At 39.7% G+C, this 24208-nt stretch carries 18 protein-coding genes; 14 read left to right on the top strand and 4 right to left on the bottom strand.

What is annotated here, in order from left to right; genetic code table 11:
• The first annotated feature begins 234 nt into the window (after positions 1-234).
• Complete coding sequence (locus CBF29_RS11750; RefSeq protein WP_126809917.1) at positions 235-1380, top strand: cysteine desulfurase family protein; 1146 nt, start codon at positions 235-237, stop codon at positions 1378-1380.
• 568 nt (positions 1381-1948) lie between these two features.
• Here the strand turns inward: CBF29_RS11750 and deoB are convergent.
• The 3 genes from deoB to CBF29_RS11735 form a co-directional block, all read right to left on the bottom strand.
• Positions 1949-3121, bottom strand: coding sequence for a phosphopentomutase (gene deoB / locus CBF29_RS11745; protein ID WP_126809916.1), 1173 nt, complete (start codon positions 3119-3121; stop codon positions 1949-1951).
• Positions 3122-4045, bottom strand: a complete 924-nt coding sequence (locus CBF29_RS11740; protein ID WP_126809915.1) for an EamA family transporter — start codon at positions 4043-4045, stop codon at positions 3122-3124. It lies immediately after the preceding gene.
• 137 nt (positions 4046-4182) lie between these two features.
• On the bottom strand, positions 4183-5001 hold the full coding sequence (locus CBF29_RS11735) for a purine-nucleoside phosphorylase (protein WP_126809914.1): 819 nt from the start codon (positions 4999-5001) through the stop codon (positions 4183-4185).
• Between the two features lie 189 nt (positions 5002-5190).
• Here CBF29_RS11735 and CBF29_RS11730 point away from each other — a divergent pair, with 189 nt between their 5' ends.
• The 6 genes from CBF29_RS11730 (at position 5191) to deoC (ending at position 12156) form a co-directional block, all read left to right on the top strand.
• A complete protein-coding gene (locus CBF29_RS11730) occupies positions 5191-6405 on the top strand; it encodes an ROK family protein (RefSeq protein WP_126809913.1) in 1215 nt (404 codons plus the stop codon).
• A 335-nt stretch (positions 6406-6740) separates the two neighbouring features.
• Positions 6741-7808, top strand: a complete 1068-nt coding sequence (locus CBF29_RS11725) for a BMP family lipoprotein (RefSeq protein ID WP_126809912.1) — start codon at positions 6741-6743, stop codon at positions 7806-7808.
• 28 nt (positions 7809-7836) lie between these two features.
• Positions 7837-9387 carry an ABC transporter ATP-binding protein gene (locus CBF29_RS11720; RefSeq protein WP_170170068.1) on the top strand — a complete coding sequence of 517 codons (1551 nt, stop codon included), beginning with the start codon at positions 7837-7839 and terminating at the stop codon, positions 9385-9387.
• A gap of 15 nt (positions 9388-9402) precedes the next feature.
• Positions 9403-10497, top strand: coding sequence for an ABC transporter permease (locus CBF29_RS11715; protein ID WP_425469900.1), 1095 nt, complete (start codon positions 9403-9405; stop codon positions 10495-10497).
• A 3-nt stretch (positions 10498-10500) separates the two neighbouring features.
• Entirely contained in the window at positions 10501-11454 is a 954-nt protein-coding gene (locus CBF29_RS11710) for an ABC transporter permease (protein WP_126809910.1), read from the top strand.
• A gap of 36 nt (positions 11455-11490) precedes the next feature.
• Positions 11491-12156: a deoxyribose-phosphate aldolase gene (deoC, locus tag CBF29_RS11705; RefSeq protein WP_126809909.1), complete on the top strand. Its 666-nt coding sequence runs from the start codon at positions 11491-11493 to the stop codon at positions 12154-12156.
• A 446-nt stretch (positions 12157-12602) separates the two neighbouring features.
• Here the strand turns inward: deoC and CBF29_RS11700 are convergent, their stop codons facing one another.
• On the bottom strand, positions 12603-13235 hold the full coding sequence (locus CBF29_RS11700; protein WP_126809908.1) for a helix-turn-helix transcriptional regulator: 633 nt from the start codon (positions 13233-13235) through the stop codon (positions 12603-12605).
• 288 nt (positions 13236-13523) lie between these two features.
• Between CBF29_RS11700 and ssnA the strand changes: the two genes are divergently transcribed.
• From ssnA to arcC, 7 genes are all read left to right on the top strand, one after another.
• The gene (gene ssnA / locus CBF29_RS11695; protein ID WP_126809907.1) at positions 13524-14858 is read left to right on the top strand and encodes a putative aminohydrolase SsnA; all 1335 of its coding nucleotides are present in this window, start codon (positions 13524-13526) and stop codon (positions 14856-14858) included.
• Between the two features lie 11 nt (positions 14859-14869).
• Entirely contained in the window at positions 14870-17875 is a 3006-nt protein-coding gene (gene ygfK / locus CBF29_RS11690; RefSeq protein WP_126809906.1) for a putative selenate reductase subunit YgfK, read from the top strand.
• 14 nt (positions 17876-17889) lie between these two features.
• Positions 17890-19266: a dihydropyrimidinase gene (gene hydA, locus CBF29_RS11685; RefSeq protein WP_126809905.1), complete on the top strand. Its 1377-nt coding sequence runs from the start codon at positions 17890-17892 to the stop codon at positions 19264-19266.
• 12 nt (positions 19267-19278) lie between these two features.
• Positions 19279-20472 (top strand): diaminopropionate ammonia-lyase, encoded by a 1194-nt coding sequence (dpaL, locus tag CBF29_RS13880; RefSeq protein ID WP_211334294.1) that lies wholly within the window; start codon positions 19279-19281, stop codon positions 20470-20472.
• Between the two features lie 6 nt (positions 20473-20478).
• Entirely contained in the window at positions 20479-21795 is a 1317-nt protein-coding gene (locus CBF29_RS13875; protein WP_211334293.1) for a YgeY family selenium metabolism-linked hydrolase, read from the top strand.
• A 152-nt stretch (positions 21796-21947) separates the two neighbouring features.
• Positions 21948-23147: a knotted carbamoyltransferase YgeW gene (ygeW, locus tag CBF29_RS11675; protein ID WP_126809904.1), complete on the top strand. Its 1200-nt coding sequence runs from the start codon at positions 21948-21950 to the stop codon at positions 23145-23147.
• Positions 23148-23252: 105 nt separating this feature from the next.
• Positions 23253-24194 carry a carbamate kinase gene (arcC, locus tag CBF29_RS11670; protein ID WP_126809903.1) on the top strand — a complete coding sequence of 314 codons (942 nt, stop codon included), beginning with the start codon at positions 23253-23255 and terminating at the stop codon, positions 24192-24194.
• The last annotated feature ends 14 nt before the right edge of the window (positions 24195-24208 follow it).

Genomic DNA, 24208 nt, shown 5'->3' with positions numbered 1-24208 from the left:
GAGTTCGTTTGGTGTAAGATGGGTGTAGGTCATTTGTACTCACTCCTTATAATTCTTTGGATGGAACTATCTTGAGTGTAGCACAGATGACTTTTTTTATTTGTCTAGCTTAATTTTACTATCGGCGTTATTAAACAAAACTTCCGTTTGTGATTGGATTCTTTGTCTTTGCATTTCTACCTATTTACCTATATGATAAAAAAGTAAAATGTAAGTAAAAGTGAGATGATATAAGTGAAATCCATCTATTTGGACCATGCAGCGACCACACCGCTAGCGCCCGAAGTAATCGAAGAAATGTACACAGTGATGAAAGACACTTTTGGTAATCCGTCCAGTCTTCACCGATTCGGACAATCTGCTCAAGGAGTTTTGGAAAATTCCCGTGAGATTATTGCCAAAAGTATCGGCGCAGAATCTAACGAGATAATCTTCACTGGCAGCGGTAGTGAAAGTGATAATTTAGCTATTTTGAAAACAGCTGAAAATTATGCTCATCTGGGTAAACATCTAATCACAAGTCAGGTAGAGCACTCAGCTGTTTTAAAAACTTTTAAATATCTAGAAAAAAAAGGATTCGAAGTGACTTATTTGCCAGTAACCTCATCGGGTGAACTCAGTGTAGCAGACGTGGCAAACGCCTTGCGGGAAGATACCATCTTAGTTTCTTTGATGCACACAAACAATGAAACAGGTGCAATATTTCCTATTCGTGACATCGGGGAACTGTTGAAAGACCATCAAGCTTTGTTCCATACAGATGCTGTGCAAGCTTATGGATTGCAAGAAATTGATGTTCATGATTGGCAAGTTGACTTACTGTCAGCGGGTGCTCATAAAATAAACGGTCCAAAAGGGCTTGGTTTTTTATATGTCCAAAAAGGAATGATTATCTCACCTTTGATTCACGGGGGAGAGCAGGAGAATAAAAAAAGGGCAGGAACAGAAAACATTCCTGCTATTGCGGGATTTGCGAAAGCAGTGTCTTTATTGACAGCACAGAAAAAGAAGAACAATTTTGATAGCTATCAACTTTATCGTAATATCATTCTTGATACTTTATCAAAAAATCATCTCGACTTTAGTGTTAACGGTCAAACAGTTGACCAGTCCCCTCATATTCTCAACCTGTCATTTTCGGGAGTCTCTAGCGAAATGCTGCTGACTAATCTTGATTTGAGAGGCTTTGCAGTTTCGGCAGGGTCAGCTTGTACGGCGGGCACGATAGATCCTTCCCACGTATTAGTTGCCATGTATGGTGCAGATAGTTCGATTATTAATACTTCTATCAGGATTAGTTTTGGAATAGGACTGACTGAAGAAGATATTCAAGCTTTTGCTAATACGCTTGTGGAATTGGTTTCTCGACTAAGTGGATAATTTGTTTTCAGCATAATCAAGATAAAGAAAGTTGACGCAAATTGCTAAAAAAAGAGTTTGTGGTGCCGTCTTCAGGGGGAGATAGAAGTTTTTCTGATGTAGGACATCCTGATATCTTGATAAGTTAGCGGATGAATTCGTGAAAGAAAAAAATTACCAAGATTTACTGTTGCCATAGGAGTTGTCTCAATAAAGACTTCCTGTTCTCAAAGAACAGGAAGTCTTACTATTATGGGGAGCTAGAGTTCAATTGATGACAAGATTTGTGTCTAAAACTTTATATTTCAATTTGCTAAAGGTTTATCGTTGACTGGTCTAAAAAGATATGTCATCAGATATAGATCGTGCCAAGTGCAACTGCAATGGAAACCTGACCCAAGTAACTCTCAATTAACGGATATGCTTGGTTTTTGTTAACAGACAGTCCATTTTTTCCGCTGATTTTATATTAATTTATCGGTATTCTATTCATAGTGCTTTCGAATTTTTTATCAAGAGTTTTACATCAAGTTTAAAGATTGGATATAGGTTTAATCTTTAAACAGTGATTGTCAACTTTGTTTTTTGTTCAGATTAGATCTTTTAAGAAACTGCTACCATTTTCAGTTTTCGGTACATTGAAATTATCAGCAATTGTTGCTGCAATGTCTGAAAAATAGCCCTGTGGCAGAGAGCCTTGTCTCGTTAGTTTTTTACTGTAAATCATCAATGGCACATATTCCCTCGTGTGGTCTGTCCCTTTGAAAGTTGGATCATTGCCATGATCTGCCGTAATCATCAACAGATCATCTTCAGCCATTGCTTCAAAAATCTCAGGCAATCGAGCATCGAATTCTTCTAACGCTTGGGCATAGCCTTGGGTGTCACGGCGATGACCAAACAAGGCGTCAAAATCGACTAAATTAGTGAAACTTAACCCTTCAAAATCTTGTTTCATCACGTCTAACAGTTTATCTACTCCATCCATATTGGAAATGGTGCGAAGAGATTCTGTGATGCCTTGCCCATTGAAAATGTCATTGATTTTACCTATAGCAATAACATCTTTACCATTTTCTTTTAAACTGTCTAAAATAGTTTTATCGAACGGATTCAAAGCATAATCATGACGGTTGGCTGTACGGGTAAAGCTACCTGGTTCACCTAGATAAGGACGGGCAATGATTCGACCAATCATGTAAGGCTCGTCTTTGGTGATTTTCCGTGTATATTCACAAATATGGTAAAGCTCTGCCAAAGGAATGACTTCTTCATGAGCAGCAATCTGTAATACAGGATCTGCGGAGGTATAAATGATTAAATCACCGGTTTTTAATTGATTCTCGCCAAAATCTGTAATGACCTGAGTGCCACTGTAAGGTTTATTAGCCTCCATAATGACTCCACGACCAGAGAACTCTGAAATTTTATCCAATAATTCTTGCGGAAAACCTTCAGGAAACACACGGAAAGGTATCTGAAGGCTAAGGCCCATGATTTCCCAATGACCTGTCATTGTATCTTTTCCTACAGAAACTTCTTCCAGCTTAGTCACATAACCTTTATGATTTACCTTAGCTGCAACTCCCTTCAAAGGTGCAATCATCCCCAAGCCCAACGATTCCATATGAGGTAACTGTAAACCCGCGACTTCGGCAATATGACCGAGCGTATGACTACCCCCATCATCAAATTTTACCGCATCTGGTGCTTCACCGATCCCAACTGAGTCCATCACAAGCAAATGTATACGTTTAAACATTTAGTTTCCTCCATTTGTATAAGTATATTTTTTTGTACGATTGACAAAGTGTGGCAGGAAAATTGCGGAAATAATTAACAGAATACCTATGTATTGCCCCAAACCTACCGTTTCTTTTAAAACAATTTGTGACATAAAAATAGCCGTAGGCAACTCCATTGCACCCAACAATGAAGCCATCCCAGTCCCAATCAAAGGAGTTCCCTTAGCAAACATCAGAGTTGAAAGAAATGGACCGAAAAACCCAAGATAAATCCCAGCGTGTAATGTAACCTGAATGAAAAGATGAATATCTGAAAAGAAGTTTGGTGGTAAAAAAACCGAACACAATATAAATCCACCTGTAATCATAATAGCTGTTTTTAATAGGGGGTTGCTTTCAGGAGCAATTTGACCAGAAGCATATACAAAGATACTATAGGAAATGGCTGCTGAAAAGCCAAAAAGCAACCCTAAAGGATGTAGAGTGATGTTACCCCCGAGAACCCCGGCTGCTAAAAGTGTTCCAAACAATAATGGAATTAATGAAAGCAATGTGATTTTTTGCGGAATTTTTCGGGTAATAATTGCTTCAATCAAGATGCCGATCCAAGTGAATTGAAAGAGTAGAACAATTGCTAATGAGGCAGAAATATATTGAAGGGCTAGGTAGTACAACATGCCCGTTAATCCAGTCGAAGAACCGATAATTAAAAGTTTCCATGCATTTTTTTTATTTATTTTTTTAAAGTTTTCTGACGATTGTTTGGATGTATGGCTGAACCGTTGGTAAAGCACACTGCCCCACAGCAAGATGGCTCCAATGAACATTTGGATGCCAACGACATCGTTGACGATAAACCCTTTAGTGTAAGCTAATTTTACAAAAGTGGATAAAACACCATAACTGCACGCACCGATGATAACGTAAATATATCCTTTCATAGTAAACCTCTCATTTCTTTTTTTCATCTAGTAAAATAGCCCTAGAAAAAATACTGAGTCTATTTTCTTTTCTAGGGCTATATAAAATTCATCAAAAGGGGATTGTTGGTAGATAGTATTCTAATTTTTATTCTTATTTAGACTTCTGCTAAAATGTTTTTGATTAAAGAGATAAAGCTTGTTTTGGCACGAGCAGCTACTTCAATTACTTCTTCATGATTTAAAGGTTGATCAAGAATTCCTGTAGCCATATTTGTTAAACATGAAATTCCTAAAGTTTCAATACCATAATACCGTGCGACTAATGCTTCTGGCACAGTTGACATACCGACCGCATCGGCTCCCAATACACGAATCATGCGCACTTCAGCTGGAGTTTCATAAGCGGGTCCTGTCCACCAAGCGTAGACACCTTGACGCAGGGAGATTTCCAGAGATTCCCCGATCTCAGTAGCGATTTTGCGCAGTCTTTTACTGTAAACTTCCGATACATCGATAAAGCGTGGTCCCATTGTGTCATCATTCGTTCCAATAAAAGGATTGTTGGCAGTCAAATTGATATGATCTGTAATTAGCATCAAATCGCCAGGGGAAAACTCTGTGTTAACAGCACCACAAGCATTTGTGACAATCAATTTGGTGATTCCTAGAGCTTTCATAACGTGAACAGGAAAAGTGACTTCTAAAGGACTAAAACCTTCGTAATAATGGAATCTTCCTTTCATGGCAATCACAGTTTTTCCAGAAAGTTCTCCAATGACTAATTCGTTGGCATGTCCTTCTGCCTGTGATTTAGCGAAGTTAGGAATTTGGGGGTAGGGAATAGTAGTACTGTTTTCCAATTCATCTGCTAGACTCCCCAATCCTGAGCCTAAAATGATACCGATTTCAGGTTTGCTGCTTGTTTTGCTCAGAATAAAATCTTTCGCTTCTTCGATTTGTTTTTTTAAAGACATTACATTTTCCTCCTTGATTTTCTTCAACCGATTGTTGAAGGTGATATCCTGAGTGTAAAACATAAAATAGTAAAAGTAAACATCTTTTTATCAAAACGGTAAAAAGTTTTCGAGAAAGTAGAGATTGTAATTGCTTTATTTTGATTCATAGGGTTTAATAAAGGTATGCAAAAGTGAGGGAGAAAGACGATGTTAAAAGATTTTCATGAGCTTTCATCAGCTAAGGATATGCGTCTCAAACAATTGTATCGGACAATCCGAAAATTGGGAAAAAGTGATATTACGTTGTTGAAAGAAGAAACGGGTTTTAAGCACGCAACATGTGTACGGATGTTAGAAGAATTATTGTCTGCCGCTTTGATAGATGATAGTGACGTTGGAGAATCCAGTGGTGGGAGAAAACCAAAAGTTTATCAAATCAATGCCGCCAAAAATATTTTAGTTGGAGCAGAAATCAGTCAGTTGTATACAACAGTTCTTTTTACTGATTTGAATTTAGATATTATATCTGTGAGAAAATTAAAGATGTCTGCAGAATGTTCACCTATGGTAGTTTTGGATTTTATCACAGACGGTATTACTGAAATGCTAATGGAAATTGGACGTGACAGGAGTGAACTTCTGGGAATCGGTGTAGGAATATTGAGCCGGATAGATGTGAAAGACAACAGCATCACGGGGGATCAATATTTTAGCGAGCTTGGCTGGGATCGTTTTAATATTGTCAATTATTTGGAGCGCAGCAATCTGTTAAAAGTTCTAGTAGATTCAGCGACTAATTTGGCTGCTTTAGCTGAATACCGAAAAAATCATTGGCGTACAACAGATAGTTTGCTCTTTGTGGCTAGTGATTTTAAGATTCGTTCTGCAGTCATTTTGAATGGGAAATTATTGTATAATCAAAGTGAAATGAATGAGGGAGTCCAGCATATGGTGGTGGATATCGCTGGAAGATCGTGTAGTTGTGGAGCGTTTGGTTGTTTGAAAATGTACGCAACAGTGCCTGTTATTTTTGAAGAAGTAATAAAAAAAATAAAATTGGGATATCTTTCTTCCTTGACAGAAAAACAGATTAATCTTGATGAATTATCTTATCATCATGTGCTGCAGGGAATTGATGATCACGATCCGCTGTGTCTGGAGGCAGCTAGAGAAGCTGCTGGTTATTTAGGCGTGGGGATCAGTAATTTGATTCTTCAACTGCGCCCAACAGAGGTTATTTTGGGAGGGACGCTTGGTCCGAGACTTTATGAATGGGTGGAAGAAACGGTTACTAAACGTAACTCTCAGCTCGGGATATCAGATGTTCAGTTGCATCTTGCCAATGCTTCTTTCAACACTGTTTCCCAAGGGGCCGCTTGTTTAGTAATAGATTACTTTGTTGAAGAAAAAAATTATATTTAAACACCTTCAATTTGAATTGGAGGTGTGCTCTACGACTGAAAACATCTTTTACCGGTCTCCCGTATGACTTTTTTGATACCTTGCTAGAATCTATCCCGAATCACCCGCATAGCAATTGATTTTTAAAGTATATAAGAACAGTACAAACCTCATGACGTTAGGGTTTGTACTGTTTTTCACACTTATTTTAACGGATCTTTTTACCGAAATGAAAAAAAGTTGTTGCTTTTAACAAAAACCTCGCGTATACTGATGTCAAAAGAAAGCGCAATCTTATGAAAACATTAAAGGACTGCTGTTTTAAGTACTTTAAAAGAAATCAGGAGGGAAAAGTTATGAGAAAAAATCATTTTGGTAAATTGTTAGCAGGTTTTATTTTAACGTCTTTAATAGTGACAGGGTGTGGTTCTGAAGGAGCTGCAGGGGATTCAGAAAATAAAAGTGGGAAGAAAGCAGAGAAAACGGTAGCCATCGTTACAGACGTTGGGGGAGTCGATGATAAATCTTTTAATCAGTCCGCTTGGGAAGGATTGCAAGAGTGGGGAGAAGAACATGGTTATGAAAAAGGAACAAATGGTTATAACTACCTTCATTCTAAATCGGATTCGGAATACATCACTAATTTAAACACGGCAGCAGGGAATGGGTTTTCAACGATCTTTGGCATCGGACATCGTATCAAAGATGCTGTCGAAGAAGTGGCAGATCAAAAAAACAATGTAGACTTCGTCATTATTGATGCTGTAATTGACGGAAAAGACAATGTTACCTCTGTAACATTTCGAGATAATGAAGCTGCTTTTCTAGCAGGTATTGCCGCTGCAAAAACAACCAAAACACAAAAAGTTGGTTTTGTTGGTGGACAAAATGGTGAGGTTATTGACCGCTTTGAAGCAGGTTTCAGACAGGGAGTTGCCGCAGTGGATGAAAAAATCGAAGTGGATGTGCAATATGTGGGGACTTTTGGAGATCCAGCTAAGGCAAAATCACAGGCTGCAGCTATGTTTAACGGCGGTGCTGATATCATTTTCCACGCGGCCGGGAATTCAGGAAATGGTGTTTTTTCAGAAGCGCGGGACATTAAGAAAAATGACCCTGATCGTGAATTATGGGTAATCGGTGTTGACCGTGATCAATCTGCTGAGGGAGAAGTAGATGGGATGAATATTACTTTGACCTCGACTTTGAAAGGTGTCGGGAAAGCAGTTATTGAAATTTCTAACATGTCATTGGAGGATAAGTTCCCTGGCGGTGAGAAAATTATCTTTGGTTTAGCAGAAGAAGGTGTTGATTTAACTGATGGTCAATTGTCTGATGAAACAAAAGCAGCTGTTGAAGAATTCAAACAACAGATTATCGATGGTAAAATCACGGTTATGGAAAAACCTTCTGAATTGAAATAGGATCTGAATATGATTTGGAGGAACAAGTATGACAACTCAAACGCTAGCCATAGAAATGAAAAAAATTGTCAAACAGTTTGGTGAGTTTCGAGCCAACGATGGAATTGATTTAGCAGTCAAAGCCGGTACAATTCACGCTTTACTTGGAGAAAATGGCGCAGGGAAATCAACCTTGATGAATATTTTGTCAGGACTTCTGGAGCAAACATCTGGAGAGATTTTGATAAATGGAGAAGAGGTCAGCATTTCTAATCCGACAATTGCTAATAAACTTGGCATCGGAATGGTTCACCAACATTTTATGTTGATCAAAGATTTTACAGTGACAGAAAATATAGTTTTAGGAAATGAACCTAAAAAAGCAGGTATTATCGACCGATCTAAAGCAGAAAAAGAAATCATTGAATTGTCTCAGAAATATGGTTTGGATGTGAACCCAAATGCTAAAGTTGCGGACATCTCAATCGGTATGCAGCAACGAGTGGAGATTCTAAAAACTCTTTATCGTGGAGCCAACATCTTGATTTTTGACGAACCAACAGCAGTTTTGACACCGCAGGAAATCGATGAGTTGATTAAAATTATGAAATCACTGACTGCAGAAGGAAAATCAATTATTTTAATCACGCATAAGTTGGATGAAATCAAAGCTGTCGCTCAAGATTGCACGGTGATCCGTCGTGGTAAAAGTATTGGAACTGTGGATGTTGCTTCAGTTACTGAGCAGGAATTGGCAGATATGATGGTTGGGCGTGCAGTTTCTTTTAAAACAGAAAAAAAACCTGGTAGCCCAAAAGAGCTGGTATTGAGTATTGAAAATCTAGTAGTTAAAGAAAAGCGGGGCCTTGAAGCAGTCAAAGGGTTGAGCTTGGAAGTGCATGCTGGGGAAGTGGTTGGGATTGCGGGAATTGATGGTAATGGCCAAAGTGAACTTATTCAGGCGATCACGGGACTTAGCAAAGTGGAAGAAGGTTCCGTGAAGCTTAAAGGCAAAGAAATTTCCGGATTTCGTCCACGGGCAATCACTGAGAAAAATATTGGACATGTTCCTGAGGATCGGCATAAGCTGGGGTTGATCTTAGAAATGAGTGTGGCTGAAAATATAGCTCTTCAGACTTATTATAAAGAACCTTTGTCATCTAAAGGATTACTGAATTATAAAAATATCAATGAATACGCAAGGAACTTGATTCAAGAATATGATGTACGAACAGTCAATGAATTAATTCCTGTGAAGGCTCTATCAGGAGGGAATCAACAAAAAGCTATTATTGCCCGTGAAGTGGACCGTAATCCTGATTTACTGATTGTAGCTCAACCTACCCGAGGCTTGGATGTTGGTGCCATTGAGTATATTCATAAACGTTTGATAGAACAACGTGACAAAGGTAAAGCTGTATTGTTGATCAGTTTTGAATTGGATGAAATTTTAAATGTGTCCGACCGAATCGCGGTCATGCATGATGGACAGATTTCAGGCGTGGTGTTGCCGGAAGAAACGACACCTCAGGAATTAGGATTGTTGATGGCTGGTAAGACAATGGAGACAATTGAAAAAAATCGTCAAGAAAGCTGCTAGGGAGAGTGAATGTCAATGAAAGAAAAAACAAAAAACATCGTACTGCCACTAGTGTCAGTTTTTCTGGGACTGCTTCTTGGTGGCATTGTGATGGTAGCATTTAAATATGATCCTATTCAAGGATATTTAGCATTAATTAAAGGATCACTAGGAAACACGTTTTATATAGGGGAAACGTTACGGCATGCAACTCCGCTTATTTTAGTAGCGTTAGGATTTTCTGTTGCCCGAAGTGCTGGGTTTTTTAATATTGGTGTAGCGGGCCAAGTGATATTTGGTTGGTTGTTTTCGATTATAGTAGCTTTACAATTTGCTGGTCTACCTAAACTTTTTTTAGTGCCGCTTAGCTTAGTGGCCGGCATTGCAGCCGGTGCAATTTGGGCGGGAATTGCAGGAGTTTTACGTGCTTATTTTGGCACGAGCGAGGTCATTGTCACTATCATGCTGAATTATTCAGCACTCTATTTATCCAATTATGCTATTCGTCAGATTTTGACGGAAGGTGATGATGCGACGCCTAAAATTGCTAAAAACGCGAGTTTAAGATGGCAGACACTGACGGAAGCAACGAATTATTCGACGATCCATATGGGACTTGTTATAGCAATTTTAATGTGTGTTGTTATCATGATTTTGATGCAAAAAACAACAATTGGTTTTGAGTTGAGAGCAGTTGGTTTGAATCCTTTTGCTTCCGAATATGCAGGAATGAGTGCCAAAAAGAATATCATATTGGCGATGGTGATTTCTGGCGGCTTGGCTGGTTTAGGGGGTGCAATGGAAGGTCTTGGAAATTTTCAAAATATCTTTATCATGAGTAGTGTTCCGAGTACTGGCTTTGATGGCATGGCGGTTGCTTTACTGGCAGGTGGTCAACCTTTAGGAATACTGTTTTCCGGGTTACTATTTGGCGCATTAAAAGTTGGCAGTGTCAGTATGCCGATGGCCTCGGGAGTTCCCACTGAAGTAGTGGATATAGTGATTGCTTCGATAATCTTCTTTGTAGGGGCTGGTTATTTACTGCGCTATATTATGGAGCGGTTGGAAAAACATAAAGCTGTTTCTGCCACTATCGTCTTATCTGAAACTGCTAGAAAGGAAGGGGAGTAAGAGATGGTTTCAATTTTATCGATTATTGTATCATCAGCGCTGATTTATTCAGCTCCATTGGTTTTTACTGCCCTAGGTGGGACGTTCTCTGAGCGAAGTGGAACGATTAATGTTGGACTGGAAGGTACGATGGTTATTGGAGCTTTTAGTTCCGTGGTTTTTAATCTCACTTTTGGCGATAAAATGGGTGAGATAACTCCGTGGATTTGTTTGTTAGTCGCAGCAGTGATAGGAGCACTTTTTTCGCTGATTCATGCCGTTGCGACAATTAATTTGCGGGCAAACCATATTATAAGCGGAACAGTATTGAATATGATGGCGCCGGCATTGGCAGTTTTTTTGACAAGAACATTATATGAAGAAAAAGGTCAAACTGATTTTATTAAATATAGTTTTGGTAAGACAACGATTCCTCTTTTATCAAAGCTTCCCGTCTTAGGCCCGATTTTTTTCAAAGATACTTCGATTGTAGCTTATGTGGCGATACTTGTTTCAATATTTTGTTGGTTTGTGATTTATAAAACTCAGTTTGGATTAAGACTTCGTTCGGTAGGGGAAAATCCTCAGGCAGCAGATACATTGGGGATTAATGTATCCGCAATGAAATATGCTGGTGTTTTGATTTCAGGAGTCTTGGGGGGGATAGGTGGAGCAGTCATGGCTCAATCAGTCTCGTTAAATTTTTCAGCCACGACTATTGCCGGCCAAGGTTTTATTGCGATGGCAGCCATGATTTTTGGCAAGTGGAATCCACTTGGTGCTATGGGAGCAGCATTATTTTTTGGCTTTGCCCAGAGTCTGAGTGTGATTGGCAGCTATGTGCCAGGGATTAAAAATATTGATCCGGTTTGGCTGCAAGTTGCGCCGTACTTTTTGACCATTCTAGTCTTGATGCTCTTTATTGGTAAAGCGCAAGGACCAGCGGCTAATGGAAAGACGTATATTAAGTCAAAATAAATCGAATTTGAATGTAGATAAACAAGGAGAGAAAAGATGAACGTAGCGAAACTAATCGATCATACTGCTTTGAAAGCAGAGGTTAACGAACAAGATATTTTGAAATTGACAGCTGAAGCAAAAAAACATGGTTTTTTTTCCGTCTGTCTTAATCCGTGTTGGATTCCCTTAGCAGCTAAAGAGTTAGCTGACAGTGAAGTGAAAATTTGTACAGTTATTGGTTTCCCTTTGGGCACCAATTCGACTGAAACAAAAGCTTTCGAAACGAAGGCGGCAATTGCTGCTGGTGCTGATGAAGTTGATATGGTAATTAATATTGGTGCAGTAAAAAGCAATCAATATGATGTAGTCTTCGCAGATATTCAAGCTGTGATAGATGCAGCAGCTGGGAAAGCACTAACTAAGGTAATCATTGAGACGGCTTTACTAACAGACGAAGAAAAAGTCAGAGTGTGTGAATTAGCAGTCGAAGCAGGTGCTGATTTTGTTAAAACTTCTACAGGATTTTCTACTGGTGGTGCTACTGTAGCAGATGTTCAGTTAATGAAACAAACTGTTGGGAACAAAGCCCAGGTCAAAGCATCTGGCGGGATTCATTCCTTGGCAGATGTCGAAGCGATGGTCGTTGCCGGTGCAACAAGAATCGGTGCTAGTGCGGGTGTAGCGATAGTATCCGGGGAGGAATCTGATTTGGATTATTAAAACAGCTTACTGGATTAGGTCGTATATGAAGACCGCAAATAAAAAGGAAGACTCCCCCTAAGGTCTTCCTTTTTTGTTATGTAGTTTGTCAGTAAATCAGTAATTGCCGGCCAGTGAAAGTTCGGTTTAAGGATGTGGCCGAGGCACATTGTGCTATTAGTCAGCTATGAGAAAAATCTCAAAGTTGTGCTCTTATGAAAAGTACCGAGAAACCGGCCGGTAATGTAAGCAATCTACAATTTGCAGATGTCATTCTGGATAGAATGGTTCATGACACCTAACTGGTTTTAATTGGAGGTCAAGTTTATATTAAAGGACTCTCATGGATTGGTCGTGAAGCTATGATAATCCAAAAACAGTAAAAAGCCGCCCAAAAATGGGAGGCTTTTACTATTAGAGCTAAGATTATAAAGGATGGATCAATATCCTATCTAGAATCAAACTTATCAGCCGATGTAATTATAAAGCGTATACTTTGAAATATTAAAGAAGTTGGCGACCTTATCGCCAGATTTAGTAATCAGAAAAGCGCCTTTATCATTTAAAAATTGGATACTCTTGATTTTGTCTTCTTTATTCATCAGTGCCACTGGTTTCCCGACCAACCGTACAGATTCCTGAATTAATTCATCCAAAAGATCATTAACATTTTTCGGAATCAGACTTGGTTCGTGTTTATTTTCTTTGCTCTCAACCTTGATTAACGCGTTGATAGCTGATTCTGCGGCGATTAATGATGACACATCGTAATTAATTGAGAAGATAGCTTCCAATTGTCCAGTCTCATCTTTCACATAAACAGTACTAGATTTTAAAATTCGCCCATCATGGGTACGAGTCAAATAATTGATTTGATCAACTAACTCCTCCGGTTCTTTTTGTAAAGCTTCCAAGACTACCTCGGAAGGGCCATCCCCTAAATGACGGGAAGACACATGACCGTTTTCTATTGATATGATGGAATGATTCAAATCATTCGAATCAATTTTATGAATAACAATTTCACAATCTTTTCCAAATTGTCCAGCAATCGCTTTGCCTATTTGACTTAAAAAGTTTAACTTGCTGTCTTGCAACATACAAACCCCTCATTTGATTGATTATTTTTAAGAATTGATTAAAGGTTAGCACTGTAATGATAACATGTAGTTATATTATTTACAAGAACATAAAAATATTTTTTAGCTATACTGGATTTTTTTTAGCACAGGTGCTATAATGTGGATGAACAAAACAGAAAGGGCATAAATAAGCCTTTTATGTGAACAGGATTACAATCTTGCTATGAATTAATAAAGTTCATTTTTATGTATGTTACAAAATTCATTTTAATCGTAAAAAATATTTTAATTATAGGAGGTTGAAGGATGTTATTAATAGGTAACGGAAACGTTATTACGCGTCAAAAGGAAAACGGTTTTATTAAAAATGGTTGTGTGGCGATTGATGGTCCATTAGTCAAAGAAGTTGGCTCAACGGATGAGTTGAAAAAAGCTTATCCAGAAGCAGAGTTTATCGATGCAAAAGGTGGCGTGATTATGCCGGGATTCATCAATATGCATAACCACATTTATAGTACTTTTGCCAGAGGGCTTAGCATTGTCGGTTTCCACCCTAAAAATTTTACTGAAATTTTAGAAGGTCAATGGTTCAAACTGGACAATGAATTGAAAAATACGACGACTTACTTGAGCGGAAAAGTTGCTTACCTAGACAGTATCAGAAATGGTGTGACAACAATGTTTGATCACCATGCAAGTTATGGCGAAACAGTTGGAAGCCTTTTCGAACTTTCGAAAGCAGCAGACGAACTTGGGGTAAGAACATGTTTATGTTATGAGGTATCCGATCGAAACGGCAAAGATAAAATGAAAGAAGCAGTTGCTGAAAACGCAGCTTTCATCAAAGAAGCAGGAAAACGCACTGATGACATGCAAAAAGCAATGATGGGTCTTCATGCCTCCTTTACGCTATCAGATGAAACATTGAATTACGTCAGAGAAAATACGCCGGAGGATATTGGCTATCATATCCATGTGGCTGAAGGAACAGCAGATGTTTATGATTCTTTGTCTAAATACAATAAACCTGTTGTGAATCGATTATTCGATCTAGGGATTCTTGGGAAAAAATCAATGACTGCACATTGTATCCATATTGGTCCTGGTGAAATGCAAATGCTTAAAGATACAGATACGATGGTTGTGACAAATCCCCAATCAAACATGGGCAACGCTGTTGGCTGCTCGCCTGCACTTCGCTTTCTTAATGAATTTGGTATCTTAAGCGGACTAGGAACAGACGGGTTCACCAATGATCTGACAGAATCCTTTAAGTTTGCTAATTTGATTCATAAGCATCATCTAGTTGACCCGAATGCTGGTTGGGTAGAAGTCCCTCAGATGCTTTTTGAAAATAATGCGCAAATGGCCAATCGCTATTTTGATACAAAACTTGGTGTTTTGGAAGCTGGTGCGGCAGCAGATGTGATCGTTCTTGATTACCATGCACCGACACCGATGGATGAAAACAACTGCAACAGCCACATACTCTTTGGTATGAATGGTCGTTGCGTGACAGATACTGTGATTGCCGGAGAAGTCAAGATGCGCAATCGGGAAGTATTGGGAGTAGATGAAGAAAAACTGTATGCTGATTCAGCACAGGAAGCACAAAAACTATGGCAGCGAATTAACGGATAAGAGGTGTAAAAATGAGTGATATTATGCGTCCCATTTCAATAGATGCTTTGTTGAATTGGGTAATGGAAGAGTTTAGAACTAACGGGACTATTTTCGGCATCCGTAAATTTTACCAAGCGGATGGAAAGAAAAATCTATCTTTATTCGGCGAGAAAATGGAAACACCGATTGGACCGGCAGCAGGGCCTCATACACAACTTGCTCAAAACATTGTGGCTTCCTACTTGACGGGTTCTAGATTTTTCGAATTAAAAACTGTTCAAATTCTAGACGGTGAGGATTTACCTGTATCAAAACCATGTATTTCAGCTCGTGATGAAGGTTATAACGTAGAATGGTCAACAGAATTAAAAGTACCTGAAGCTTTTGAAGAATATGTTAAAGGCTGGTTTGTACTGAAATTGCTTAGTCATGAATTCGACTTAGGTTCGCCTGAAGGATTTATCTTCAATATGAGTGTGGGTTATGATTTGGAAGGTATTTTGACGCCAAAGATTCAGAACTACATAGATGGCATGAACGATGCTTCAACTTCAGACATTTGGAAAGAATGTCAGGAAGCGGCTTTCAAACATTTAGATAAATTTACCCGAGTGGATGAAAAATATATTAAAAACATCAGTCCAAGAGTGTCTCGTTCGATCACACTTTCAACTTTGCACGGTACACCACCAGATGAAATCGAAAAAATTGCCACACATTTATTGAAAGACAAACATCTTCATACCTTTATCAAATGTAATCCTACATTGTTAGGTTATGAATATGCCAGAAAAACAATGGATGACTTAGGGTTCGATTACATGGCTTTCGATGACAAACATTTCCTTGGAGATTTACAATTCGAAGATGCTGTTCCTATGATGCATGGATTGCAAGATTTAGCTGACAGGAATCATTTAAGCTTCGGAGTTAAAATCACTAACACTTTCCCTGTGGATATCACGCAAGGAGAGCTTCCAGGTGAAGAAATGTATATGTCCGGACGTTCTCTGTTTCCACTAAGTATTGCAGTGGCCAAAAAATTATCGGATGCTTTTAATGGAAAACTGCAAATTTCCTATTCTGGCGGCGCAGACATCTTCAATGTGAAAGCGTTATTTGAAGCGGGGATTTGGCCGATTACCGTAGCCACCACTTTGTTAAAACCGGGAGGCTACCAAAGGATTAATCAAATTGCGAACGTTTTATCGGTGTTAGATTATCCGACGTATGTGTCTCTTGATTTAGAAAAATTAGATAAGCTTGTAAACAAATCTCTTATGCAGGCTCGTTATCAGAAGTCGATCAAATTACCAATTTCTTCAAAATTACCTGAAAAAGTTCCTTTGATTGATTGTTACACAGCACCTTGTCAAGGAACTGGCGGTTGTCCAATCAATCAAGATATCCCGGCATACTTGAGATATGTCAGCGAAGGGAAATATTTGGAAGCGTTGCAAGTTATCGTTGACAAAAACCCTCTGCCGTTTATTACCGGGACGATCTGTGCTCATCCGTGTCAAACAAAATGTACGAGGGAATTTTATGAAGGTGCCATTGATATTCGCGGTGTGAAGCTTGAAGCAGCAGAACATGCCTATGATCAATTAATAGCAACATTGGAAAAACCAGTGTCGCAAAAAGATGCAGTTAAAACAGCCGTTATCGGTGGCGGTCCAGCTGGAATCGCAGCAGGTTACTTGCTGGCCAGAGAAGGTATGCCGGTAACAGTTTTCGAAAGAGATAAAACTTTGGGAGGGGTCTGCAGTCAAATTGTTCCTGAATTTAGAATTCCAATGGAAAGTGTCCAAAAAGATGTGAAATTGGCGAAGTTCATGGGTGCTGAATTTAAAACAGGACAAGCGGCACCAAGTATTGAAGAATTACGGAATCAAGGCTATGAGAACATTGTTTTTGCTATCGGCGCATGGAAACGCGGAAAACTGCGTCTTGAAAAAGGAACAGCACTGAATGCCCTTGAATTCTTAAAGGCTAACCGCTTAAATCCAGAAGACAACCCTTACGGTGAACGTATCGTTGTCGTCGGTGGTGGAAACACTGCCATGGACTGTGCCAGAGCTGCAAAAAGAATTCCTGGTGTTAAGAGTGTGTCGATTGTTTATCGTCGAGACAAACGCAATATGCCGGCAGATGAGGAAGAATTATACTTGGCGTTAGAAGATGATGTCAATTTCCTTGAATTGCTAGCACCTGTATCATTGGAAAACGGAAAATTGACATGTGAAATCATGAAGTTGGGCGAGCGGGATGCTTCAGGCAGAAGAAAGCCTATGGCAACTGGCAAATTCACAGAAGTTTTGGCAGATACGCTGATTGCTGCTGTGGGTGAAAAAGTAGACAATGATTTCTTCGCTTCTGTTGGTATTGAAACGGATGAGTGGGGTTCTGTCAAGAATGACCCTGCCACCCTAGAAACCAACTTGAAGAATGTTTATGTGATTGGTGATGCAAATCGCGGACCGGCAACAATTGTAGAAGCTATTGCTGATGCAACGACGGTGGCAAATGATATTTGTGATGTTCACAATCATAATTATGAAAGAGCCAACCTGAATATCAATCGTGCGGTTCCGAGAGACAAACGCGGCTTGCTGGTGTCTGAAACGAACTGTATGACTCAAGCAGAACGTTGTCTGGAATGTTCGACTATTTGCGAATCCTGTGTGGATGTTTGTCCTAACAGAGCCAATGTTGTCATCAATGTTAATGGGAATCCGCAAATTTTACATATTGATCGTATGTGTAACGAGTGTGGCAACTGTGAGACGTTTTGTCCATACTCAAGTGCACCTTACAAAGACAAATTTACTCTATTCAACAGTGAAGTAGATTTCTATGATAGTACGAACCAAGGTTTCTACGTCATAGATGCAGATAAACAAACATGTAAGGTCCGACTTGCTACAGACATAATCACCACTAATTTATCAGAATCAAATCTAACGATTCCAAATGAATTGTTAGACATGATGGAAGCAGTTATCGATGATTATGCCTTTTGTCTAGCAGATTGACAGGGGGAAGTTTTATGAAAACAATTTTGACAGGCGGTACCGTGGTGTCCAGCCACGGACGCCGTCAATTAGATGTGGTAGTTGAAGGTGAAAAAATCAAAGCTCTAGGTCACGGCTTTGATGATAAAGACGCACAGGTTGTTGATGTGACAGGTTGTTATTTGTTTCCGGGATTTATCGACGGACATACCCACCTTGAATTAAATAATGGTGCTACAGACACGTCGGATAATTTTACTACTGGCAGTATTGCCGCAGTTTGTAAAGGAACGACCACCGTTATTGATATGGCAACACCTGAAAGAGGGCACACATTAAAAGAATGTTTAGCGGTTTGGGATAAAATGACAGAAGGAAAAAGTTCTTGTGACTACAATTACCATATGTCTTTGATTGAATTTAATGAATCGCTGGCTGAGGAAATTCGGGAGATGGCTAGGCGTGGCGTGACTTCTTTTAAAATGTATATGGCCTATGATAATTTGAGAACTAGCGATAGGGATATTTATCGTGCCATGCTGGCAATCAAAGAAGTGGGAGGAATGCTGGGAATCCACTGTGAAAATGGGGATATCATCAACGAACTGCAGGCTGAATTTTTAAAAGAAGGCAAAACTGCTCCTCGTTACCATCCGCTGTCCCGACCGAATATACTTGAGGCGGAAGCAGTTAACCGCTATCTGACGATTGCCCGTCAAGCAGGACTTGCGGTCAACATTGTGCATCTAAGCACAAAAGAATCTTTGGAAGTAGCTAAACGTGCTAGAGAAGCTGGTCAGGAGTTGTTTATCGAAACGTGTCCGCAATATCTTTTGCTTGATGATCATTTGTATGATTTGGCGAATTTTGAGGGGGCAAAGTACGTCTGTGCTCCTCCTTTAAGGAGCCTCGAAGATCAGCAAGCATTGTGGCAAGGTGTGAGTGATGGCGATGTGGATACGATTGCAACGGATCATTGTGATTTTAATTTTCAAACTCAGAAAGTTATGGGGAAAGATGATTTTACTAAGATCCCTGGAGGTTTGCCCGGTGTCGAAACTCGACCGGAATTAATTTACACGGCAGGCGTCACCACTGGGAAAATCACTTTGGAACGATTCGTCGGCTTATTATCAGAAAATATCGCAAAACAATTTCACCTCTATCCGCAAAAAGGGGTACTGCAAGTCGGCAGTGATGCTGATATTGTTGTTTGGGACCCTGAGGCAAGAGGGGTCATTCAAGCTGAGACACAACTGCAAAACTGTGATTACTCTGCTTTTGAAGGTTTTGAAACAAAAGGGGCAGCTAAAGCAGTGTATCTGCGAGGAAAGTTAGTAAGTGAAAATGGTGAATTACTCAAAGGACAGCAGGGGAAATTTATTTTCCGCCGCATCCCTGAGAAAAAATAGGAGGCTATACTATTGGAAAAAATTAAATGGGTAAAGAATGAAATGCCCAAGACAGATGACAAACATTTTTCGTTGATGGATGAAACGGCTATTCGAAATGCGACAGCTTTTCATAAAAGTTTCCCGCAATATACAGAAACACCATTGGCGGATCTGAAACATATGGCGGAATACTTAGGCCTAAAGGGCTTTTATGTTAAAGATGAATCTTACCGATTTGGTCTAAATGCTTTCAAGGTTTTAGGTGGATCATTTGCTATGGCGAATTATATCGCAGAAAAAATCGGAAAAGACATTTCTGAAGTGGATTACGAATTTCTGACATCTCCAAAACTAAAAGAAGAGTTTGGACAGGCAACATTCTTCACTGCTACTGATGGGAATCATGGTCGTGGTGTGGCTTGGGCAGCAAATAAATTGGGACAAAAATCTGTGGTTCTGATGCCTAAAGGAACGACTCAAACTCGTTTTGACAACATTGCCAAAGAAGGCGCAAAAGTGTCTATCGAAGATGCAAACTATGACGAGTGTGTCCGAATGGCTAACGCTATGGCAGAAGAAACAGAAAATGGCGTCATGGTGCAAGATACAGCCTGGGAAGGTTATGAAAAAATCCCGACTTGGATCATGCAAGGCTACGGCACGATGGCTTTGGAAGCTTCAGATGAACTGAAAGCAAAAGAAGATGTGCCGACACATATTTTTGTGCAGGCAGGTGTTGGATCATTAGCAGGAGCGGTAGTCGGTTATTTTGCTAACTTATACAAAGATAACCCGCCTAAAATGATTGTGATGGAAGCTTCGGCAGCTGATTGTCTATACATTTCAGCTAAAGAAAAAGATGGCAAAATCCGTTTTGTAGACGGCGATTTGAATACAATTATGGCTGGCTTGGCATGCGGAGAGCCGAACACGATTTCATTTGACATTCTGCAAAATCATACAGATGCGTTTGTTTCTTGCCCAGACTGGGTAGCCTCAAAAGGCATGCGTATGCTGGGAGCACCTCTAAAAGGTGATCCGCAAGTTGTTTCTGGAGAATCTGGAGCAGTCGGCATGGGATTGGTAGCAACTTTAATGCAAGATCCTGAATATGCTGATTTGAAAGAAACTTTAGGACTAGATGGGAATTCCAAGGTTTTGATGTTCTCTACTGAAGGAGACACAGACCCTGTTAATTACAAAAAAATCTTATGGGAGGAATAAAAAAAGATGGATTTTAAAGCAATTAAAGAAGCAGCAAAAGGATACGAGAAGGACATGACTAAGTTCATGCGCGATTTGGTGAGAATTCCGGGGGAAAGTGCTGAAGAAGGCGCTAAAATGGCTCGTGCCAAAGAAGAAATGGAAAAACTAGGTTTTGATAAAATCGAATTTGACCCGCAAGGAAACTTGTTAGGTTATATGGGAACAGGTAAAAAATTAATCGCTTTTGACGGACATATTGATACAGTCGGTATTGGTGAAAAATCAAACTGGGAATTTGACCCTTATGAAGGCTATGAAACTGATTCTGAAATCGGCGGACGAGGTACTTCTGACCAAGGCGGAGGAATTGTTTCTGCTGTTTACGGTGCAAAAATCATGAAAGATTTAGATTTACTTTCTGATAAATTTACAGTATTAGTAACCGCAACTGTTCAAGAAGAAGACTGTGACGGTCTATGCTGGCAATATATCATCAAAGAAGACGATATTCGTCCTGAATTTGTTGTATCAACAGAACCAACAGATGGCGGTATCTACCGCGGCCAACGTGGACGTATGGAAATCCGCGTGGATGTGAAAGGTGTTTCAAGCCACGGCTCTGCTCCTGAAAGAGGAGACAACGCTATTTACAAGATGGCCGACATTTTAAACGATGTTCGTGCATTGAATAATAACGGTGACACAGAAAGTACAACTATCCGCGGATTAGTTAGAATGCTAGACGAAAAATATAATCCTGAATGGAAAGAAGCTCGTTTCTTAGGTCGCGGAACAATCACTGCTTCTCAAATCTATCACTCTTCACCAAGCCGTTGTGCAGTTGCAGACGGTTGTACAGTCTCTCTTGACCGCCGGATGACAGCTGGCGAAACTTGGGAAAGCTGTCTTGAAGAAATCCGTCAGTTGCCTGCTGTTAAGAAATACGGCGATGACGTGACAGTTTCTATGTATGACTATGACCGTCCATCTTATACAGGATTGGTTTACCCAATCGAGTGCTACTTCCCAACATGGGTGATTCCAGAAGATCATGAAGTTTCAGAAGCATTGATGGAAACTCATAAAGAATTATGGGGAGAAGAGCGTCAAGGCTCAAAAGAAACTATTGATATGCGCCGTCAACGTCCGCTATTGGATAAATGGACATTCTCAACAAACGGTGTCACAATCATGGGACGTAACGGAATTCCTTGTATCGGATTTGGACCAGGTGCTGAAGCAGAAGCACATGCACCTAACGAAAAAATCTGGAAAGACGACTTAGTTCGTTGTGCTGCTTTCTATGCTGCTCTTCCTTCTGTTTATACAAAGAACGATTAATTTGTCATGCTGGATTTCTCAGGTAACTTCTATTTCTTGATTCTTTATGTTTCAAGAAATAGGGGCTGCCCGGAAATCAAAAAATATTAAGCTTCCAATAAGATGATGTTGGAATGATAAGTTAAAACCATTTAGGAAAAGGAGAAATGACAATGACAGATTTCAATAAATTAGTAGAAGAATTAAAAGAATTAGATTCGCAAGGAATGTTTGGGGAAGATTTCCTGCAAACATGGGAAAAAAGTGATGATGAAATCGCTGCAACATTAGCTGTCGCAGATGCTTTGAGAGATTTGAGAGAAAGAAATATTTCTACCAAGGTCTTTGATTCAGGACTAGCGGTTTCGATTTTCCGTGACAATTCCACTCGTACACGTTTTTCATTCTCAAGCGCTTGTAACATGCTTGGTTTAGCAATCCAAGATTTAGATGAATCTAAATCACAAATTGCCCACGGGGAAACTGTTCGTGAAACAGCTACGATGATTTCATTCATGGCAGATGTTATCGGTATTCGTGACGACATGTACATCGGAAAAGGTGATGCCTACATGCGTGAAGTTATCGAAGCAGTAAGAGACAGTCATAAAGAAGGTATATTGGAACAACGTCCTAATCTGGTCGACCTTCAAGATGATATTGATCACCCGACACAAGCATTGGCGGATTTGAATCATATCATTCATGAATTCGGCGGAGTGGAAAATCTGAAAGGCAAGAAGATTGTCATGTCATGGGCCTACTCACCATCTTACGGAAAACCTTTATCTGTAGCACAAGGTATCATTGGTTTGATGACTCGTTATGGTATGGATGTTGTCTTAGCACACCCAGAAGGTTATGAAGTCATGCCGGAAGTAGAAGAAATCGCTAAAAAATATGCTGCTGAATCAGGCGGTAAATATTCCAGAACGAACGATATGAAAGAAGCATTCACAGATGCTGACGTTGTTTATTGTAAGAGCTGGGCACCATTTAAAGCTATGGAAGAAAGAACTGAATTGTATGGCAATGGTGATTTTGACGGCATCGATAAATTGGAACAAGAATTACTAGAACAAAATGCTAATCATAAAGATTGGGCATGTACCGAGGAAATGATGGAAGTAACAAAAGACGGCAAAGCATTATACATGCACCCACTGCCAGCAGATATCACAGGTGTTTCTGCTGATGAAGGAGAAGTGGATGCAACTGTCTTTGATCGTTACAGAAAAGAACTTTATATGGAAGCAAGCTACAAACCATATGTGATTGCTTCAATGATCTTCTTGAGCAAATTCAAAGATCCTGCAAAAGTTCTGAAAGAACTAGAAGCTCGTGGTACTGAACGTCGTTTAACTGAAAAGTAATTAGTAAATGAGCGAATAGTCCTTATTATTGAAATGTAAAATTATTTTACGGAATAAATAATAGTAAAGGACTGTTCGCTCTTTCTTTATTAAAGGAGGATTTTTATGACTCGAGTCGTTGTAGCCTTAGGCGGTAATGCTCTAGGAAATAATTTAAAAGAACAAATGATTGCGGTAAAAACAACTGCGAAATCTATTGCTGATATGATTGAGGCAGGTTATGAAGTAATTTTGACTCACGGAAACGGTCCGCAATCTGGTATGATACAATTAGCGATGGGCGAGTTGACAGCTAAAGACCCGGAAACTTATCCCCATGTTCCTCTATCAGTATGTGTAGCAATGAGTCAGACATACATTGGCTATGACTTGCAAAATGCACTAAGGGAAGAGTTGTTGGATAGAGGGATCACCAAACCAGTGTCGACTATCGCAACACAGGTAGTGGTTGATAAAGAGGATCCAGCATTTTTAACACCAACAAAACCAATCGGCCGTTTTATGGAAAAAGACGAGGCAGAATTATTTGCTAAGGAAAAAGGTGTTCAGATTATGGAGGATGCAGGACGTGGTTATCGTCAGGTAGTGGCATCTCCTAAACCAATAGAGATCGTTGAAATGGAAACGATTAAAACCTTAGTTGCAGACGGTCAATCCGTCATTGCCTGCGGCGGCGGCGGCATTCCTGTAACGAAAGAAGAAGGGAATCATTTGAAAGGTGCAGCAGCAGTTATCGATAAAGATTATTGCAGTGCTTTGCTGGCAGATTTAGTTGACGCTGATATGTTGGTTGTCTTGACGGCAGTAGAAAAAGTTGCCATTAACTATGGCAAACCTGATCAAAAAGATTTAGGTGATGTGACTGTGGAAGAAATGCGTCAATATGCAAAGGAAGGTCATTTTGCACCGGGCTCAATGTTGCCGAAAGTTGAAGCAGGGTTACAGTTTGCCTCTTCAAAACCTGGACGCAAAACATTGATCACATTGCTTGAAAAAGCAAAAGACGGTATTGCTGGTGAAACGGGTACCGTAATTCATTTTGAGTAAAGATAATTCGAATA

The sequence above is a fragment of the Vagococcus elongatus genome, assembly GCF_003987645.1.
In the GTDB taxonomy this organism is placed as follows: Bacteria; Bacillota; Bacilli; order Lactobacillales; family Vagococcaceae; genus Vagococcus_A; species Vagococcus_A elongatus.
Note: the sequence above shows the minus strand (reverse complement) of the source record. Positions and strands in the feature narration are given on the sequence as shown.

What these genes read in the sequence shown, in the direction of transcription:
- CBF29_RS11700 (WP_126809908.1), bottom strand. Translation starts at nt 13,235, where the DNA reads ATGTTGCAAGACAGCAAGTTAAACTTTTTAAGTCAAATAGGCAAAGCG.
- CBF29_RS11735 (WP_126809914.1), bottom strand. Translation starts at nt 5,001, where the DNA reads ATGTCTTTAAAAAAACAAATCGAAGAAGCGAAAGATTTTATTCTGAGC.
- ygfK (WP_126809906.1), top strand. Translation starts at nt 14,870, where the DNA reads ATGAGTGATATTATGCGTCCCATTTCAATAGATGCTTTGTTGAATTGG.
- hydA (WP_126809905.1), top strand. Translation starts at nt 17,890, where the DNA reads ATGAAAACAATTTTGACAGGCGGTACCGTGGTGTCCAGCCACGGACGC.
- deoB (WP_126809916.1), bottom strand. Translation starts at nt 3,121, where the DNA reads ATGTTTAAACGTATACATTTGCTTGTGATGGACTCAGTTGGGATCGGT.
- deoC (WP_126809909.1), top strand. Translation starts at nt 11,491, where the DNA reads ATGAACGTAGCGAAACTAATCGATCATACTGCTTTGAAAGCAGAGGTT.
- CBF29_RS11710 (WP_126809910.1), top strand. Translation starts at nt 10,501, where the DNA reads ATGGTTTCAATTTTATCGATTATTGTATCATCAGCGCTGATTTATTCA.
- CBF29_RS11740 (WP_126809915.1), bottom strand. Translation starts at nt 4,045, where the DNA reads ATGAAAGGATATATTTACGTTATCATCGGTGCGTGCAGTTATGGTGTT.
- CBF29_RS11720 (WP_170170068.1), top strand. Translation starts at nt 7,837, where the DNA reads ATGACAACTCAAACGCTAGCCATAGAAATGAAAAAAATTGTCAAACAG.
- CBF29_RS11730 (WP_126809913.1), top strand. Translation starts at nt 5,191, where the DNA reads ATGTTAAAAGATTTTCATGAGCTTTCATCAGCTAAGGATATGCGTCTC.
- ygeW (WP_126809904.1), top strand. Translation starts at nt 21,948, where the DNA reads ATGACAGATTTCAATAAATTAGTAGAAGAATTAAAAGAATTAGATTCG.
- arcC (WP_126809903.1), top strand. Translation starts at nt 23,253, where the DNA reads ATGACTCGAGTCGTTGTAGCCTTAGGCGGTAATGCTCTAGGAAATAAT.
- ssnA (WP_126809907.1), top strand. Translation starts at nt 13,524, where the DNA reads ATGTTATTAATAGGTAACGGAAACGTTATTACGCGTCAAAAGGAAAAC.
- CBF29_RS11715 (WP_425469900.1), top strand. Translation starts at nt 9,403, where the DNA reads ATGAAAGAAAAAACAAAAAACATCGTACTGCCACTAGTGTCAGTTTTT.
- CBF29_RS13875 (WP_211334293.1), top strand. Translation starts at nt 20,479, where the DNA reads ATGGATTTTAAAGCAATTAAAGAAGCAGCAAAAGGATACGAGAAGGAC.
- CBF29_RS11725 (WP_126809912.1), top strand. Translation starts at nt 6,741, where the DNA reads ATGAGAAAAAATCATTTTGGTAAATTGTTAGCAGGTTTTATTTTAACG.